The following is a 15599-nucleotide window of genomic DNA, read 5'->3' as shown; positions in this document are numbered from 1 at the left end:
TGGGCTCGTGGTCGCAGCGGCGCAGCCGGGAAGCCCCACGCACGGGGACACCCGATGGGACCAGGCGCTCGAGCGCGTCGTGGCGGGCGGCGGCCTCCGGCTCGCGGCCCAGCCGATCATCGACGTCGCTCGCGCCGACATCGCCGGTCACGAGCTGCTCGCGCGTTTCGAGGGCCCACCCGCGCAGTCTCCGGACGTCTGGTTCGCCGCGGCCCGGCACCGCGGGCGCGACGCCGAGCTCACCGTGCGCGTCCTCGCCGAGCTGCACCGGCTGCGGGCCGTCGGTCAGCCGGGTTTCTGCACGGTGAACGTCGAGCCGCACCTGCTCCTCGACGCTGCCGTCCTCGAGGCGCTGCTCGGGGCGGGCCGGCTCACCGGGGTGGTCGTCGAGCTCACCGAGCACGTGGAGGCCGCGGACGACCGCGCGCTCGACGCGGCGCTCGACGCCGTGCGCGAGGCGGGCGGTCTCGTCGCCATGGACGACGCCGGGACCGGGTACGCGGGGCTCGCCCAGATGCTGAGGATCCGTCCCGACATCGTCAAGCTCGACCGCGGGCTCGTCGCGGGACTCGACCTGGACCCCGTCAAGCGCACCGCCGTCCGGCTGGTCGGGGAGCTGGCGGGCGAGATCGACGCGTGGCTGCTCGCCGAGGGCGTCGAGACGCGCGGCGAGCTCGCGGAGGTCGTCCGGCTGGGCGTCCCGCTCGTGCAGGGGTGGGCGGTCGGGCGCCCGGCCGACGGATGGTCCGTGCTGGACCCGGGCACACGCGCGTTCATCGCGGCCGAGAACGGGCGGCTCGGCTTCGCAGAGAACGTCGTGGCGCTGGTGCGTCCCGCGGCGGTCCGCAGCGGGCGGGCGCCCGCCGGCCCGTGGGAGCCGGGCACCGTGCTGCTGGACGACGACGGGCGGCCGCGCGCCGTCGTCGTCGTCGATCCGGCGGGGGTGACGCACCGGGTCCCGGCGCTGACGGTCGCGCCCTCGTCAGCCCCCGACGAGGTGCTGCGCCGCGCGCTCGCCCGGCCGGCGGCGTGGCACGCCGCCCCGGTGGTCTGCACCGACTCGCGCGGCGTCGTCCTCGGCGTTCTCGAGATCCGGGACCTCGTCGAGCGCGTCGTCCACCCGGGTCGCACCGCACCGAGCCCCGGCCACGCCGCCCGCCTGTCCGTCTGACCCATCCGTCTGACCCGTTCGTCCACCAGGAGGAGACACCATGAAGAAGTTCCGTTGCGGTGACGTCGTTCCCGGTTGCAGCTGGGCGGTGGAGGGCTCGGAGGACGAGATCCTCGCGGCCGTCGTGCCGCACGCGCTCCACGACCACGGACTCACCGAGATCCCCGACTCGCTCGTGGCGAACGTCCGCGCGAACATCACGGCCGCGGGCTGATCCCCCGGGATCGCACCGGTGCGGTCCCGTCGTCGGGCGGCGGGGGGTGTCCCGACGACGGACGTCGTAGAATTGGCACTCGGGCACGTCGAGTGCTGATCCGGTGCGAGGGACCGTGGGCGAGGGGACGGAGGGCGATGAGCGAGGACCGGAGGCTCGCCGTGCTGCGTGCCATCGTCGAGGACTACGTCCAGACGCGGGAGCCGGTCGGCTCGCGCGTGCTCGTCGAGCGCCACGGCCTCAACGTCTCGCCGGCGACGATCCGCAACGACATGGCGGCGCTCGAGGAGGCCGGCTACATCGCGCAGCCCCACACCTCGGCGGGCCGCGTGCCGACGGACAAGGGGTACCGCCTCTTCGTCGACCGGCTCTCCACGGTCAAGGCGCTCTCGGCCCCCGAGAAGCGCGCCATCGAGTCGTTCCTCGAGGACGCGGCCGACCTCGACGACGTCGTGGACCGGTCGGTTCGCCTGCTCGCGCAGCTGACCCAGCAGGTCGCCGTCGTGCAGTACCCGTCGCTGCGGCACTCCGCGATGCGCCATCTCGAGCTCGTCCCGGTCGCCGAGCGGCGGCTGCTGGTCGTCATCATCACGGACACCGGTCGCGTCGAGCAGCGCACGCTCGAGGTCGCCGAGACGCCGAGCGACGCCGTGGTCGCCGAGCTGCGTGCGCGGCTCAACGCGGTCGCGACGGGCCGTCGCCTGGTGGAGCTGATCAGCGCGCTCGAGGACGTGCCGGAGGCGTTCGCGCCGGTCGACCGCCCGCTCGTCCGCACGGTCATCCAGATGATCGAGGAGACGCTCGCGCAGGAGCGTGAGGAGCGCATCGTGCTGGCGGGCACGGCCAACCTCGCGCGCGGTGGCGCGATGGACTTCCCGCACACGCTCAGCCCGGTCCTCGAGGCGCTCGAGGAACAGGTGGTGCTGCTGCGGTTGTTGACCGAGATGGCCGAGGACTCGATGGGGGTGGCCGTCCGCATCGGCCACGAGACCCAGCACGAGGGCTTGCTCGAGACGAGCTTCGTGACCACGGGCTACGGCGGTGACGGTGACGCCGTCGCCCGCATCGGCTCCCTCGGACCGACCCGCATGGACTACCCCGGCACGATCGCCGCGGTGCGGGCCGTGGCCCGCTACCTGTCCCGCATACTCGCCGGATGACCGGCCTCCACCCCGCCACGCACCAGGAAAGCGACCAGTGAGCGACTACTACCAGATCCTCGGGGTGTCCCGGGACGCGAGCTCGGACCAGATCAAGAAGGCGTACCGCAAGCTCGCTCGCGAGCTGCACCCGGACGTCTCGTCGGGTGACGGCGCGGAGGACCGCTTCAAGGACGTCTCGCGCGCGTACGAGGTGCTGTCCAACCCGGAGAAGCGGCGCGCCTACGACCTCGGCCACGACCCGACGGCGCCCGGTGGCGGCGCCGGCGGGGGGTTCGGCTTCCAGGACATCTTCGAGACGTTCTTCGGGGCGGCGCAGGGCGCGAGCGCGCAGCGCGGCCCGATCCCGCGGGCCCGTCGCGGCCAGGACGCGCTCGTGCGGCTCGACCTCGAGCTGTCGGAGGCGGTGTTCGGCGCCCGGCGCGAGCTCCAGGTCGACACGGCCGTGGTGTGCACCACCTGCCAGGGCTCGTGCTGCCGACCCGGCACGTCGCCGCGCACGTGCGACGTCTGCAACGGCCGCGGGGTCGTGCAGCGCGTCGCGCGGTCGTTCCTCGGTCAGGTCATGACCTCCTCGCCGTGCCCCGCGTGCCACGGCTTCGGCACGGTGATCCCCGACCCCTGCCCCGACTGCTCCGGCGAGGGGCGGGTCCGCTCGCGCCGGACGCTCGCGGTCGAGGTGCCGGCGGGTGTCGACACCGGGACCCGCATCAAGATGACCGGTCAGGGCGAGGTCGGCCCGGCGGGCGGTCCCGCGGGGGACGTCTACGTCGAGATCCGCGAGCGCCCGCACGACGTGTTCGTCCGCCGCGGGGACGACCTGCACTGCACGCTCGAGGTGCCGATGACCGCCGCGGCTCTCGGCACCGTCGTCGACCTCGACACGTTCGACGGACCGCAGGAGGTCGACCTGCGCCCCGGGACGCAGCCGGGGCAGGTCCTCACGCTCAAGAACCTCGGCGTCGGGCACCTGCACGTGGGCGGCCGGGGCGACCTGCTGGTCCACGTGGACGTCCAGGTGCCGACCGGGCTCGACGACGAGCAGGAGGAGCTGCTCCGCCGGCTCGCCGAGCTGCGGGGCGAGGAGCGCGCCGAGTCGCGGCTGAGCGCCCTGCAGGGCGGCGTCTTCTCGAAGCTCCGCGACAAGCTCGCCGGCCGGTGAGCGGGGCGGGTGGACCCGCGCGCGTCCCGGCCCGGTGGAGCTCTGCCCGATGAGCGCGCCCGTCTTCCTCGCGGAACCGGGGTCGCTCGCGGGCTACGACGCCGGTGCGGTCTACCTGCTCGAGGGAGCCGAGGCCCGGCACGCGGGCGTCGTGCAGCGACGCGCGGCGGGCGAGCGGCTCGACGTGGTCGACGGCGCGGGCGTGCGCCTCGTGGGGACCATCGAGGCCGCGTCGCGCGAGGAGGTGCGGCTGCTCGTGGACGCGCGCATCGAGGAGCAGCCGCCCACCGTGGCCCTCGTGCTGGTCCAGGCACTGGCCAAGGGGGACCGCGACGAGCTGGCGATCGAGGCGTCGACCGAGGTGGGGGCGGATGCCATCGTGCCCTGGCAGGCCGAGCGGTCCGTGGTCGTCTGGCGCGGAGAGCGCGCCGCCAAGAGCCGTGCGCGGTGGATCGGCATTGTGCGCGCCGCGACGAAGCAGGCGCGTCGTGCCTGGGTCCCTCCGGTCGGGGAGGCCGTCGACGGCACGGGGCTCGTGGCGCGCGTCGAAGCCGTCGTCGCGGCCGGCGGCGCCGTGCTCGTGCTGCACGGGGAGGCGACCGAGCCGATCGCCACGGCGGAGCTCCCCCTCGCGGAGCCTGACGCCTCCGGGCCCGACGCCGCGTCGCACGGTGAAGGGGCGGGCGACCGCGGGGCAGCGGGGCCGACGGTGATGCGTGAGCTGCTCGTCGTCGTCGGACCCGAGGGCGGGATCAGCGAGCGTGAGCTGACGGCGCTGACCGACGCGGGGGCGCGGGCCGTGCGGCTGGGACCGCACGTCATGCGGACGTCGACCGCGGGCCCGGTGGCGCTCGCGGTGCTCGCGCAGCGGATGGGACGCTGGGGCTGAGGACGTGCGCCGCACCGTGGCGACGGTCAGTACCCGAGGAACTCCTCGACGTGCACGCGCGAGGCCCTGACACCGAGGACGTGCAGGGCGCTGCGGACCCCGTCCACCATGGGGGGCGGTCCGGAGACGAACCACGTGGAGTCCCGGCCCTCGACGCTCCTGCGGATGGCCGCCTCGTCCATGAGGCCGGAGTGCTTGCGCAGGGTCAGCTGCGGTTCGCTCCGCGCCAGGTCGTCGAGCTCGTCGACGTACGCGGCGGTCCGGGAGCTCCGGTTGCCGTAGAGCAGGGTGATCGGGGGGCCGTCGTCGTGGCTCTCGTGGAGCCCTCGCAGCATGCTCATGTACGGCGTGACCCCGATGCCCCCCGCGACCAGGACCACGGGCCGGGCTGGGTCGCGTGGCAGCGTGGAGAAGCCGTGGGGCCCCTCGATCCGCAGCTCCGACCCGATCTCCAGCGCGCGCAGCGTCCGCTTGAACCCGCTGCCGGTCTCCCGGAACGCGATCCGCAGGTGCTGCTCGTCGAAGGGCGAGGAGGCGATGGAGAACACGCGCGACGGGCCCCTCCGGTCCGCGTGCAGCAACGTCGGCACGCGGACCTGGAGGTGCTGCCCTGCGGCGAACGCGAAGTCTCGGGGGCGCGCCAAGGACACCTCCAGGGTGTCCTGGGCGACTGTCCTCCGGTCCGTCAGGACCGTGGTGAAGATCCGTCGCCGTCGCAACCGCACGCCGTCACCTCCCGACCGTCCGCCGCTCGTGGACCGTCTTCACGAACGCGCCGGCCTGCGCCCCCAGGACCGACAGCAGCATCACCACGTAGCCGAATCGCAGGATGTTCTCCGGGTAGTCCGTCGGCATCCCCATGAGGATCCGGTACGGCGCGGGGGTGTAGTGGATGAACGCGAAGTACAAGGCGTGCAGCGTGAGGATGTAGAAGATCACGTACGAGAAGCTGTGCAGCCACTTCCAGGCCGAGATGCCGAGAAGGCTGACGGCCCGGTCGGAGGAGGTCGCGGCCAGGACGAGGGCGAGCAGCAGCGCTGTCAGTCCCATGACGTTCGCCAGCCCGAAACCCGGCTCGAAGCGCAGGTAGGCGTCCACCTCGGGGACGTACTGGAAACCGAGCAGCTCGCGGACGTCCCAGCGCGCCCAGCCGTCCCAGACGAGTGCGAAGTGCACGACCGACACGAGGGCGAACCAGATCCCGGCCTCCCGGCGCCAGGGGACCAGCGGGGTCAACGCCGGCCAGAGCCTCGCCGCCGGTCCGACCAGGGCGACGAACCAGATGAGCACAGCGGCGCCGACACCGTACGACTTCCACCACCGCATCTCCGGGTCCCACGCGGCATTCGCCTGCCAGCCCCCGTAGACGGCCAGACCGGACAACCCGGCGACGAGGAGATGGCGCAGGAGGAGCTCCCGCGTGGTCCTGATGCCCAGCAGCATCGTCGTGCCACCCTTCTCCCGCGTGAGGTCGGGCCGAGAGGACGCACCTACCCGGTCCTGTGTGCACAGGCACGCACCGCGTACCCGCAAGTCCTACCGACAAGTCCAAGCGACAGGTCCCAGCGACAAGTCCCACCGACGGCGCACCGTCCGGTCGCAGGGCAGCCTGATCACCGTGGGACCAGCCGCGCAGAGCCTACACACGACGGGCGGGCCCCTGGACCCGACGACAGGTCGCGGCGTCGCGGGCTCGTTCCTCTGCCTGGGGCCGACACCGCACCGCCCGGGTCATGAGCTCATGACGAGCTCATGACGAGCTCCTGGAGAGGACCCCTGGCCTCCTCTAGCCTGGGGCCATGTCGACCGCCGAGTGCCTGTTCTGCCGGATCGTCGCGGGTGAGGTCCCGGCCGACCTCCTCGCCGAGAACGACGACGCCGTCGCGTTCCGCGACATCGACCCTCGGGCCCCGCTGCACGCCCTCGTGGTGCCGCGCGAGCACCACGCTGACGTCGCCCAGCTCGCGGCCGCGGACCCGAGGCTCCTCGCGGCGGTGGTCAAGCTGGGCGAGCAGGTCGCCGGGACCGAGGGAGACGGTCAGTTCCGGCTCGTGTTCAACACCGGGCCCGAGGCGGGCCAGTCGGTCTTCCACGTGCACGGGCACGTGCTCGGGGGTGCGCGGCTCGGCTGGTCGCCCGCCTGAGCGGCTGTCGGTGCCGCTCGGTAGGATGGCGGCGCAGCATGCCGCTCGGCGAACGTGATCGTCGGCGGCACCCTGCCGACCGATCACCCGGACGTACTGAGGAGCTCACGGCCTGCCGGCCGACCCATGGCAGAGACCACACCAGCGCGGCGCCCGCCCGAGACGTCGAGCGCACGCGTCGAGCACCGGATCACCATCCCGCCCGAGGTCCCGATGGTCGCGCTCCTGGGGCGCGGTGACGAGGTGCTCCGGGCGATTGAGGCCGGGTTCGCGTCGGTCGACGTGCACGCGCGCGGCAACGAGATCACCCTGGCCGGTCCGGCCGGCGACGTCGCCCTCCTGGCGCGCCTGGTCGACGAGCTGGCGGACGTCGCCTCCGCGGGCACACCGCTGACGGCCGATGTCGTGAGCCGCTCCGTGGCGATGCTGACCGCCCCGACCGGGGCCCGGCCCGCCGACGTCCTGACGTTCAACATCCTGTCCAGCCGGGGGCGGACGATCCGGCCGAAGACGGCCGGACAGAAGGAGTACGTCGACGCGATCGACCGCCACACGGTGACGTTCGGGATCGGTCCGGCGGGCACGGGCAAGACCTATCTCGCGATGGCGAAAGCCGTCCAGGCGCTCCAGGCGCGGCAGGTGAACCGGATCGTGCTGACCCGCCCCGCGGTCGAGGCCGGCGAGAAGCTGGGCTTCCTGCCCGGCAGCCTGAGCGAGAAGATCGACCCGTACCTGCGTCCGCTCTACGACGCGCTCCACGACATGGTGGACCCCGACTCGATCCCGCGGCTCATGGAGGCCGGCACGATCGAGGTCGCGCCGCTCGCCTACATGCGCGGGCGCACGCTCAACGACTCGTTCATCATCCTCGACGAGGCCCAGAACACCTCGACCGAGCAGATGAAGATGTTCCTCACGCGCCTCGGCTTCGGCTCGAAGGTCGTCGTCACCGGCGACGTCACGCAGGTCGACCTGCCGCACGGCACCGCGTCCGGGCTCCGCGTGGTCGAGGAGATCCTCGGCGACGTCGACGACGTGATGTTCTGCCGCCTCGGATCGGCCGACGTGGTCCGCCACCGCCTCGTGAGCGAGATCATCGACGCCTACGCCCGCTGGGACGTCCTGCCGGAGCACGCGGGACGCCAGGGCGGCCGTGGCCGCGGCGACCGCCGGCCCGACCCGGGGGCCGGCCGGTGAGCGTCGAGGTCAACAACGAGTCGGGGTACGCGACCGACGAGGCCGAGTTCGCGGCGCTCGCGCGCCACGTCCTCGACGCGATGCACGTGCACCCGCAGACGGACCTGTCGATCCTGCTCGTCGGCACCGACGTGATGAGCGAGCTGCACGTGCAGTGGATGGACGAGCCGGGACCGACCGACGTCCTGTCCTTCCCGATGGACGAGCTCCGGCCCGGTCGGGAGGGCGACGTCACGCCCGCCGGGCTGCTCGGCGACGTCGTGCTCTGCCCCGAGGTCGCCGCGCGCCAGGCGCGGGACGCGGGGCACTCGACCACCGAGGAGCTCCTGCTCCTCACGACGCACGGCATCCTCCACCTGCTCGGCTACGACCACGCCGAGCCCGACGAGGAGAAGGAGATGTTCGCCCTGCAGCGTCAGCTGCTCCTCACGTTCCTCGCGCGCCGATGATCGACGCCCCCGTCGCGCTGCTCGTCCTCGTGGCGGCAGCCTGCATGGTGCTCGCAGCGCTCCTCAGCGCGGGCGAGGTCGCCGTCCTGCGCGTGACGAGGGCTGCCGTGAGCGAGCTCGTCACCGAGTCGCGTCCGCACGCCTCCCGCGTCCGGCGCCTGACGACCGAGCCGGCCCGCACCGCCGCGGCCGCGTCGTTCGTCCGACTCGTGTTCGAGATGACGACGACGACCTCCATCACGCTCGCGCTCGCGTCGACGGGATCGCTGCTGTGGTGGCAGATCCTCCTGCTGAGCGTCGTGCTCACGGCGCTGATCGCGCTGCTCCTGGTCCGGGCCAGCCCACGCGGCGTCGGTCACAGGCACCCGCTGCGGGTCCTGGTCGCGCTCTCCGGCCTGCTCTCGGTGGTCGCCCGGCTGCCCCTCGGTCGGCTCGCTCCCGCTGCCGGCCGCACGGGCGAGGTCGACGAGGACGAGCTCAGGGACATGGTCGACCGGGTCAGCGAGTCGGAGGGGATCGAGGAGGAGGAGCGCGAGATGTTGCGGTCCGTCTTCGAGCTCGGCGACACGTTGACGCGCGAGGTGATGGTGCCGCGCACGGAGATGCTCACGGCGGGCGCCGGCACCTCGCTGCGCAAGGCGCTGCGGCTCCTGCTGCGGTCGGGGTACTCGCGGGTGCCGGTCGTCGGGGAGTCGGTCGACGACCTGCGCGGCGTCGTCTTCCTCAAGGACCTCGTGCGGCGGATGCAGGATGCGCCGGACAGCCAGGACGACCCGGTGACGACGATCCTGCGCCCCGCCGTGTTCGTGCCCGAGACCAAGCCGGTCGACGACCTCCTGCGCGAGATGCAGGCGACGTCGTCGCACATCGCGATCGCGGTCGACGAGTACGGGGGGATCGCGGGCCTCGTCACGATCGAGGACGCCCTCGAGGAGATCGTCGGTGAGCTCACCGACGAGCACGACCGCTCCGTGCCGCAGGTCGAGGACCTGGGCGACGGGTCGTTCCGGGTCCCGGCCCGCCTGCCGGTCGACGAGCTGGGCGAGCTGTTCCAGCTCGACGTGGACGACGACGACGTGGACACCGCGGGCGGCCTGCTCGCCAAGGCGCTCGGCAAGGTGCCGCTGCCCGGGTCGGCGGCAGACATCCACGGGCTCCACCTGGTCGCCGACCGGGCGGAGGGCCGGCGCAAGCAGCTCGCGACCCTCGTCGTGACCCTCGTCGAACCCGAGCGGGCGGAGCCCGGCGACCACGACCCCGACCTCCATGGAGCAGCCCGATGACCGACTTCCGTTCCGGCTTCGCCTGCCTCGTCGGCCGGCCCAACGCGGGCAAGTCGACCCTGACGAACGCGCTCGTCGGGCAGAAGGTCGCCATCACGTCGGGGCGACCGCAGACGACGCGGCACACGATCCGCGGCATCGTGCACCGGCCGGACGCCCAGCTCGTGCTGGTGGACACCCCGGGCCTGCACCGCCCGCGCACGCTGCTCGGCGAGCGCCTCAACGCGCTCGTCCGGGACACCCTCACCGAGGTCGACGTCGTGGCGTTCTGCCTGCCCGCCGACCAGAAGATCGGACCGGGTGACCGCTACATCGCCGCCGAGCTCGCCGAGCTCCGGTCGCCCGTGGTCGCGATCGCCACCAAGGCGGACCTCGTCGGTCGCGGCCGGCTCGCCGAGCACCTGCTCGCCATCGCCGAGCTCGGCGAGTGGGCGGACATCGTCCCGGTGTCGGCGACGGACGGCTACCAGGTCGACGTGCTGACCGACGTCCTGGTCGGACACCTCGCGCCGGGTCCCGCGCTCTACCCGGACGGCGAGCTGACCGACGAGCCGGAGGTCGTGATGGTCGCCGAGCTCGTGCGTGAGGCGGCACTCGAGGGCGTGCGCGACGAGCTGCCCCACTCGCTCGCGGTCGTGGTCGACGAGATCGTGCCGCGCGAGGGCCCGACGCCGATGCTGGACGTCCGCGTCAACCTGTTCGTCGAGCGGGACAGCCAGAAGGCGATCGTCATCGGGCGCGGGGGCGCCCGTCTGCGCGACGTCGGCAGCGAGGCGCGCCGGGGCATCGAGGCGCTGCTCGGCACCCGTGTCTTCCTCGACCTGCACGTCAAGGTCGCCAAGGACTGGCAGCGCGACCCCAAGCAGCTCGGCCGGCTCGGGTTCTGACCGGGCTGCCGGACCGGGTCCGCACCGGGATCGGTGCCGGGCCCTAAGATCTGCGGGTGCTCTTCCGGACCGCAGCGACGACCGCCGTCGGCATCATCGTGCTCGCGGTGCTCGGCGCCGTGCTCGGGCCGCAGTGGGATCCGTCGCCCCTCACGGACCCGCTGGTCGTGGAGAGGTCGTCCACCGTCATCGGCGGTCCCGTCGACCGCACGCCGGTCGGGACCTACCGCGTCGAGACGGAGGTCGTCGACGTCCAGCTCGACGGCGCGGTGGTGCAGGCGCAGATCAGCCGACCGGTGGACGCCCCTGGCGACCTGCCCGGAGTGGTCTTCGTCCACGGCGCCGGCACGGGTGAGTTCCGGCGGGCGTTCCGGGTCCAGGCGCACGATCTCGCGAGCGCGGGCATCGTCACGTTGGTGCCCAACAAGCGCCTCGACACCTACTCGACGCGGCATCGCGACTACGAGTCGATGGCGGCCGACTACGCGCGGTCGGTCGACGTGCTCCGCAGCCGCGACGGCGTCGACCCGGACCGGGTGGGCGTGTACGGCGAGAGCGAGGGGGCGTGGATCGCCCCGGTCATGACGGCCCGGGACCCGACCCTGGCGTTCGCCGCACTGGTGTCCGCCCCCGTCGTGCCACCACGACAGCAGGCGGCCTACGCGGCAGACAACTACCTGCGCAACACCGGCGTGCCCGACGGTGTGTTCCGGGCGATCCCCCGGGCCGTCGGCATGGCGTTGCCTGGTGGCGGCTTCGAGTACGCGGACTTCGTCGTGACACCCTTCCAGAAGCGCACGACCCAGCCGGTGTTCGTCGCGTACGGCACCGCTGACGCCTCGTTGCCGTTGGTGCAGGGCGCGCGTCGGATCATCGACGACCTCGCGGAGGGTGGGAACGACCAGGTGACCGTCCGCTACTACGCCGGCGCCGACCACGGGCTCAGGGTCGACGGTCGCGTCTCGGCCGACCTCGTGCGCGACCTGGCACGCTGGATCGACGGCCTGCCGGCTACCGTCGACGCCGCGCCGCGGATCGCCGGAGGTCAGCCGTACCAGACCTTCCTCGCCGAGCCGGTCGCGACGCCGCGCTGGTTCGGCGACGGCGACACGGTGGTGAACACCGTCGTGGGAGGAGCGGCGGCCGTGGTGGTGGGCGCGGTCGTGTTGCTGGTCGCGAGGTTCGCCCGCCGAGAGGGCACCGGCCTCGCACGGGGCCTGGGCGGCCCGCTGCTCGCCCTGGCGCTCGGGTCCCTGCTCACCGTCGTGGCGCTCGTCTGGTATCTCGTCTCGGTCGCCCGCCTCGCGCTCGACTACGAGCGGAATGCGTGGGTCGTGCAAGGCGGGTGGGTCGGTGTGCGCCTGCTCGGTGTCGCCGCCGTGGTCGGGGCCGCGATGCTCGTGAACCGGGTCGGCGACCTGCGCAAGGACGAGGAGGCGACCGCCGTCGACGGGCCCGCCGCGACAGTGAGCCTCGTGCTCGTCTCCGTCGGCTCCGTGGTCCTGCTCGTGATGCTCGCGTACTGGGGCGTGTTCCAGCTCGGCATCTGAGCGAGGCGCCACCCGCGCCACGGGGAGAACGCGCGAGTAGCGTCGGCTCATGGCGCGGGACCAGATGCAGGACGTCGTCCTGGTCGAGGTAACCGACCTCGACGGAGCCGAGGTCGCGGCGTCCGCCGCGCCCGCCGGGCGGGCTGACGCGAGTCGGGAGGGGGCCCAGGCGCCCCGCCGCGCGCTCGCGGCCCGCCGGCTCCGCCGCTGGTGGCCGGTCGCGGCCGGCCTGGTGCTCGTGCTCGTGGTCACGTCGCTCGTCGGTGCGGTGCGCGCACGCGAGCGTGCGGCCCGGCTCGCCGTCGTGCCCGGCGTCCTCGCTCCGCTCGACCCGGGGCTTGCCGAGCGGTGGCGCGCGCCGTTGCGCGGCTGGGGCCAGATCGACACCGTCGCCGGCAGCCTGGTGCTGGCGGGTCGTGACGGCAGCGGGCGCACCGGCGTCGTCGCGCTCGACCCTGTCACCGGCCGGCAGCGCTGGTCCGCCCCGCTCGACGAGGTCGCTGAGACCGGCGACGCGTGGTGCGTCCCGCTCGACGGCTCGGCCGCGGCCGCGCCCTACGTCGCGTGCCGGCTCGTCCGGTCCGCGGTGCTCCGTGCGCAGGACGGCACCTACCAGTGGGACGGTCCGGCGCTCCTCGTCGTCCTGGACGCACGGACGGGGGAGCGGGTCGCGGAGCGTGCGCTCCCCGGTGAGCAGGTGCTGCTCGCGGCGTTCGGCGGCGGGCTCGTGGTGACGTCCCTGCGCGCGGACCGCGTCGCCCAGGTCACGCTGGAGGACCCGGTGACCGGGGACGTCACCTGGTCGTTCGCCGGCGACGAGCCGCTGCCGCCCAGCACCACCGGGCCGCTCGCGCTGTACCCCTCGGTCGAGGGCGACGTGCTCGTCGTCAACGGCCCGGTGACCTGGGCGTTCGACCCGGACGGCGAGCTCGTCGCGGAGTGGCACCTGCGCGGCGGCGACCGTGCCGTCGCCGGTGGGTGGCGGCTCGAGGTGACCGCGCTGCCGGACGGCCGCTTCGCGGTCGGTGAGTCCGGCGGGGTCGGGACGGGCCGCGAGGAGTACGGGACGGTCGCCCGGGCGGACGGGAGCGAGAGCATCCCCATCCCCGGGCCGGTCCTGCTGCCGCAGGTCGACGACGGCTCGATGCGCGGACTGCTCCTGACCAGCTCGCCGAGCTGGAGCGGCATCGTGGCGCTCGACGCGTCGACCGGCGAGAAGGTCTGGGAGTCCGACGCCACCCTGGACGGCGGTGTGCTGGTGCTCGACGGACGCGTGATCCTCGGCGGGGGCCGCGAGCTCCGGGCGCTCGACGCGCGCAGCGGCGCCGAGCTGTGGGCGGTCGACGCGCCGACCGGCACCCAGGCCAGCCAGGTGCTCACGGACGGTCGCGTCCTCGTGGTCCCGATGACCGATCCGGACCTCGGCCCCGTCCTCGCCGCGCTCGACCCGGCGGACGGCCGCACGCGCTGGACGACGCCGTTGCCCGCCGACGCGTACCACCTCACGGTCGTCGACGGCCGACTGGTCGCCCTGACGGACCGCGACCTCGTCGCGCTGGGGTGACGTGTACAGTGCCGATCATGCGGGTTCTCGGGGTGCGACTCCTCCTTCGTCGCCGCGGCGAGGTCTGACCGACCGGTCCCTCGTCGCGGTGGTCGTCGTGCTCCGGTCGAACCGACGATCCGAAGGAACTCTCTGATGCGACACGACTCCCAGGTCCGTGGGGCGCAGCGCCCCACCACCATGCCGGTCCACAAGTACCGGCCGTTCTCCGGTCTCGACGGGATCGACCTGTCCGACCGCTCATGGCCGTCCCGGAGGATCACCGCGGCGCCCCGCTGGCTCTCGACCGACCTCCGCGACGGCAACCAGGCGCTCATCGAGCCGATGGACCCGCGCCGCAAGCGGCGCATGTTCGACCTGCTCGTCCGGATGGGCTACAAGGAGATCGAGGTCGGTTTCCCGGCCGCGAGCCAGACGGACTTCGACTTCGTGCGCTCGATCATCGAGGACGGCGCGATCCCGGACGACGTGACGATCTCGGTCCTCACGCAGGCGCGCACCGACCTCATCGAACGGACCGTGTCGTCGCTCGTGGGCACCCCGCGCGGCACCGTCCACCTGTACAACGCCACCGCGCCCGTCTTCCGCGAGATCGTGTTCCGCAACGACCGTGACGGCACCAAGGGGCTGGCGACCAAGGGCACGCGCGACGTCGTCGACCTCGCCGAGAAGCTGCTCGACGAGGACACGGTCTTCGGCTTCGAGTACTCGCCCGAGATCTTCACCGACACCGAGCTCGAGTTCGCGCTCGAGGTCTGCGAAGCGGTCATGGACGTCTACGAGCCTCAGGAGGGGCGCGAGATCGTCCTCAACCTCCCCGCGACGGTCGAGCGCGCGACGCCGAACACCTACGCCGACCAGATCGAGTGGATCAGCCGCAACCTGACGCGGCGCGAGCACATCGCCCTCTCGGTCCACCCGCACAACGACCGCGGCACGGCGGTCGCGGCCGCCGAGCTGGCGCTGATGGCGGGCGCGGACCGGGTCGAGGGGTGCCTGTTCGGCCAGGGCGAGCGGACGGGCAACGTCGACCTGGTGACCCTCGGCCTCAACCTCTTCAGCCAGGGCATCGACCCGCAGATCGACTTCTCCGAGATCGACGAGATCCGGCGCACGGTCGAGCACTGCACGCAGATGGACGTGCACCCGCGCCACCCCTACGGGGGCGACCTGGTCTACACGTCGTTCTCCGGCTCGCACCAGGACGCGATCAAGAAGGCGTTCGAGGCGCGCGAGGCCAAGGCCGCCGACGCCGGCGTCGGGGTCGACGACTTCGCCTGGGCGATGCCGTACCTGCCGATCGACCCGCAGGACGTCGGTCGCACGTACGAGGCCGTGATCCGGGTGAACTCGCAGTCCGGCAAGGGCGGTATCTCGTACCTGATGAAGCACGAGCGCCACCTCGACCTGCCGCGTCGACTCCAGATCGAGTTCTCGCACGCGGTCCAGAGCTTCACCGACGTCGCCGGCGGCGAGGTCAGCGCGACCGACCTGTGGCAGATCTTCAGCGACGAGTACCTCCCGGTCGAGGAGGGCTCGGGGCTCGAGCGCTGGGGTCGGTTCACGCTCCGCGGCGTCCGGACCGAGAGCGTGGCCGACGGCGCCGACAGCCTCAGCGTCGACCTCCTCGACGGCGACTCCCCGATCACGCTCGAGGGCTCGGGCAACGGTCCGATCGCGGCGTTCGTCGACGCGCTCGCCGGCCTCGGGGTCGACGTCGCGGTGCTGGACTACGCCGAGCACGCGCTGGCCGAGGGCGGCGACGCGAGCGCGGCGGCGTACGTCGAGTGCTCGGTCAAGGACCAGGTGATCTGGGGCGTCGGGATCGACCCCTCGATCACCACGGCGTCGCTCCAGGCGATCGTCTCGGCCGTCAACCGGGCGCTGCGCTGACTCGCGAACGGCGGGTCCCGGGACGGGCGCGACGTC

15 protein-coding genes are annotated in these 15599 nt (G+C 73.1%); 13 read left to right on the top strand and 2 right to left on the bottom strand.

Annotated features, from left to right (window positions below; genetic code table 11):
* Nucleotides 1-7 precede the first annotated feature (7 nt).
* From HIR71_RS03655 to HIR71_RS03635, 5 genes are all read left to right on the top strand, one after another.
* Entirely contained in the window at nucleotides 8-1171 is a 1164-nt protein-coding gene (locus HIR71_RS03655) for an EAL domain-containing protein (RefSeq protein ID WP_169323523.1), read from the top strand.
* 40 nt (nucleotides 1172-1211) lie between these two features.
* A complete protein-coding gene (locus tag HIR71_RS03650; protein ID WP_169323521.1) occupies nucleotides 1212-1385 on the top strand; it encodes a DUF1059 domain-containing protein in 174 nt (57 codons plus the stop codon).
* A gap of 137 nt (nucleotides 1386-1522) precedes the next feature.
* Nucleotides 1523-2545: a heat-inducible transcriptional repressor HrcA gene (gene hrcA / locus HIR71_RS03645; protein ID WP_169323519.1), complete on the top strand. Its 1023-nt coding sequence runs from the start codon at nucleotides 1523-1525 to the stop codon at nucleotides 2543-2545.
* A gap of 37 nt (nucleotides 2546-2582) precedes the next feature.
* Nucleotides 2583-3707 carry a molecular chaperone DnaJ gene (gene dnaJ, locus HIR71_RS03640; RefSeq protein ID WP_169323518.1) on the top strand — a complete coding sequence of 375 codons (1125 nt, stop codon included), beginning with the start codon at nucleotides 2583-2585 and terminating at the stop codon, nucleotides 3705-3707.
* Nucleotides 3708-3756: 49 nt separating this feature from the next.
* Complete coding sequence (locus HIR71_RS03635; RefSeq protein ID WP_169323515.1) at nucleotides 3757-4596, top strand: 16S rRNA (uracil(1498)-N(3))-methyltransferase; 840 nt, start codon at nucleotides 3757-3759, stop codon at nucleotides 4594-4596.
* 26 nt (nucleotides 4597-4622) lie between these two features.
* On the opposite strand, the gene HIR71_RS03630 is transcribed toward HIR71_RS03635, so the two are convergent.
* Both HIR71_RS03630 and HIR71_RS03625 read right to left on the bottom strand, forming a co-directional pair.
* Nucleotides 4623-5321, bottom strand: coding sequence for a ferredoxin--NADP reductase (locus HIR71_RS03630; protein ID WP_169323512.1), 699 nt, complete (start codon nucleotides 5319-5321; stop codon nucleotides 4623-4625).
* A 4-nt stretch (nucleotides 5322-5325) separates the two neighbouring features.
* Nucleotides 5326-6039: a ferric reductase-like transmembrane domain-containing protein gene (locus HIR71_RS03625; protein ID WP_169323510.1), complete on the bottom strand. Its 714-nt coding sequence runs from the start codon at nucleotides 6037-6039 to the stop codon at nucleotides 5326-5328.
* Nucleotides 6040-6395: 356 nt separating this feature from the next.
* Between HIR71_RS03625 and HIR71_RS03620 the strand changes: the two genes are divergently transcribed.
* The 8 genes from HIR71_RS03620 to leuA all read left to right on the top strand — a co-directional run bounded on the left by HIR71_RS03620 (nucleotide 6396) and on the right by leuA (nucleotide 15563).
* Complete coding sequence (locus HIR71_RS03620) at nucleotides 6396-6740, top strand: HIT domain-containing protein (protein ID WP_169323508.1); 345 nt, start codon at nucleotides 6396-6398, stop codon at nucleotides 6738-6740.
* 126 nt (nucleotides 6741-6866) lie between these two features.
* Nucleotides 6867-7937: a PhoH family protein gene (locus HIR71_RS03615; RefSeq protein WP_169323506.1), complete on the top strand. Its 1071-nt coding sequence runs from the start codon at nucleotides 6867-6869 to the stop codon at nucleotides 7935-7937.
* A complete protein-coding gene (gene ybeY / locus HIR71_RS03610; protein WP_169323503.1) occupies nucleotides 7934-8386 on the top strand; it encodes an rRNA maturation RNase YbeY in 453 nt (150 codons plus the stop codon). Before HIR71_RS03615 ends, ybeY begins: the two co-directional genes overlap by 4 nt.
* Nucleotides 8383-9669, top strand: a complete 1287-nt coding sequence (locus HIR71_RS03605) for a hemolysin family protein (RefSeq protein WP_169323502.1) — start codon at nucleotides 8383-8385, stop codon at nucleotides 9667-9669. The genes ybeY and HIR71_RS03605 overlap by 4 nt, the downstream gene beginning before the upstream one ends.
* Entirely contained in the window at nucleotides 9666-10556 is an 891-nt protein-coding gene (era, locus tag HIR71_RS03600) for a GTPase Era (RefSeq protein ID WP_169323499.1), read from the top strand. The genes HIR71_RS03605 and era overlap by 4 nt, the downstream gene beginning before the upstream one ends.
* Nucleotides 10557-10612: 56 nt before the next feature.
* A complete protein-coding gene (locus tag HIR71_RS03595) occupies nucleotides 10613-12106 on the top strand; it encodes an alpha/beta hydrolase family protein (protein WP_169323498.1) in 1494 nt (497 codons plus the stop codon).
* A gap of 49 nt (nucleotides 12107-12155) precedes the next feature.
* Nucleotides 12156-13670, top strand: coding sequence for an outer membrane protein assembly factor BamB family protein (locus tag HIR71_RS03590; RefSeq protein ID WP_169323496.1), 1515 nt, complete (start codon nucleotides 12156-12158; stop codon nucleotides 13668-13670).
* Between the two features lie 135 nt (nucleotides 13671-13805).
* On the top strand, nucleotides 13806-15563 hold the full coding sequence (leuA, locus tag HIR71_RS03585; RefSeq protein ID WP_249051523.1) for a 2-isopropylmalate synthase: 1758 nt from the start codon (nucleotides 13806-13808) through the stop codon (nucleotides 15561-15563).
* Nucleotides 15564-15599: the final 36 nt, after the last annotated feature.

This window comes from Cellulomonas fimi (genome assembly GCF_012952065.1).
In the GTDB taxonomy this organism is placed as follows: domain Bacteria; phylum Actinomycetota; class Actinomycetes; order Actinomycetales; family Cellulomonadaceae; genus Pengzhenrongella; species Pengzhenrongella fimi_A.
Note: the sequence above shows the minus strand (reverse complement) of the source record. Positions and strands in the feature narration are given on the sequence as shown.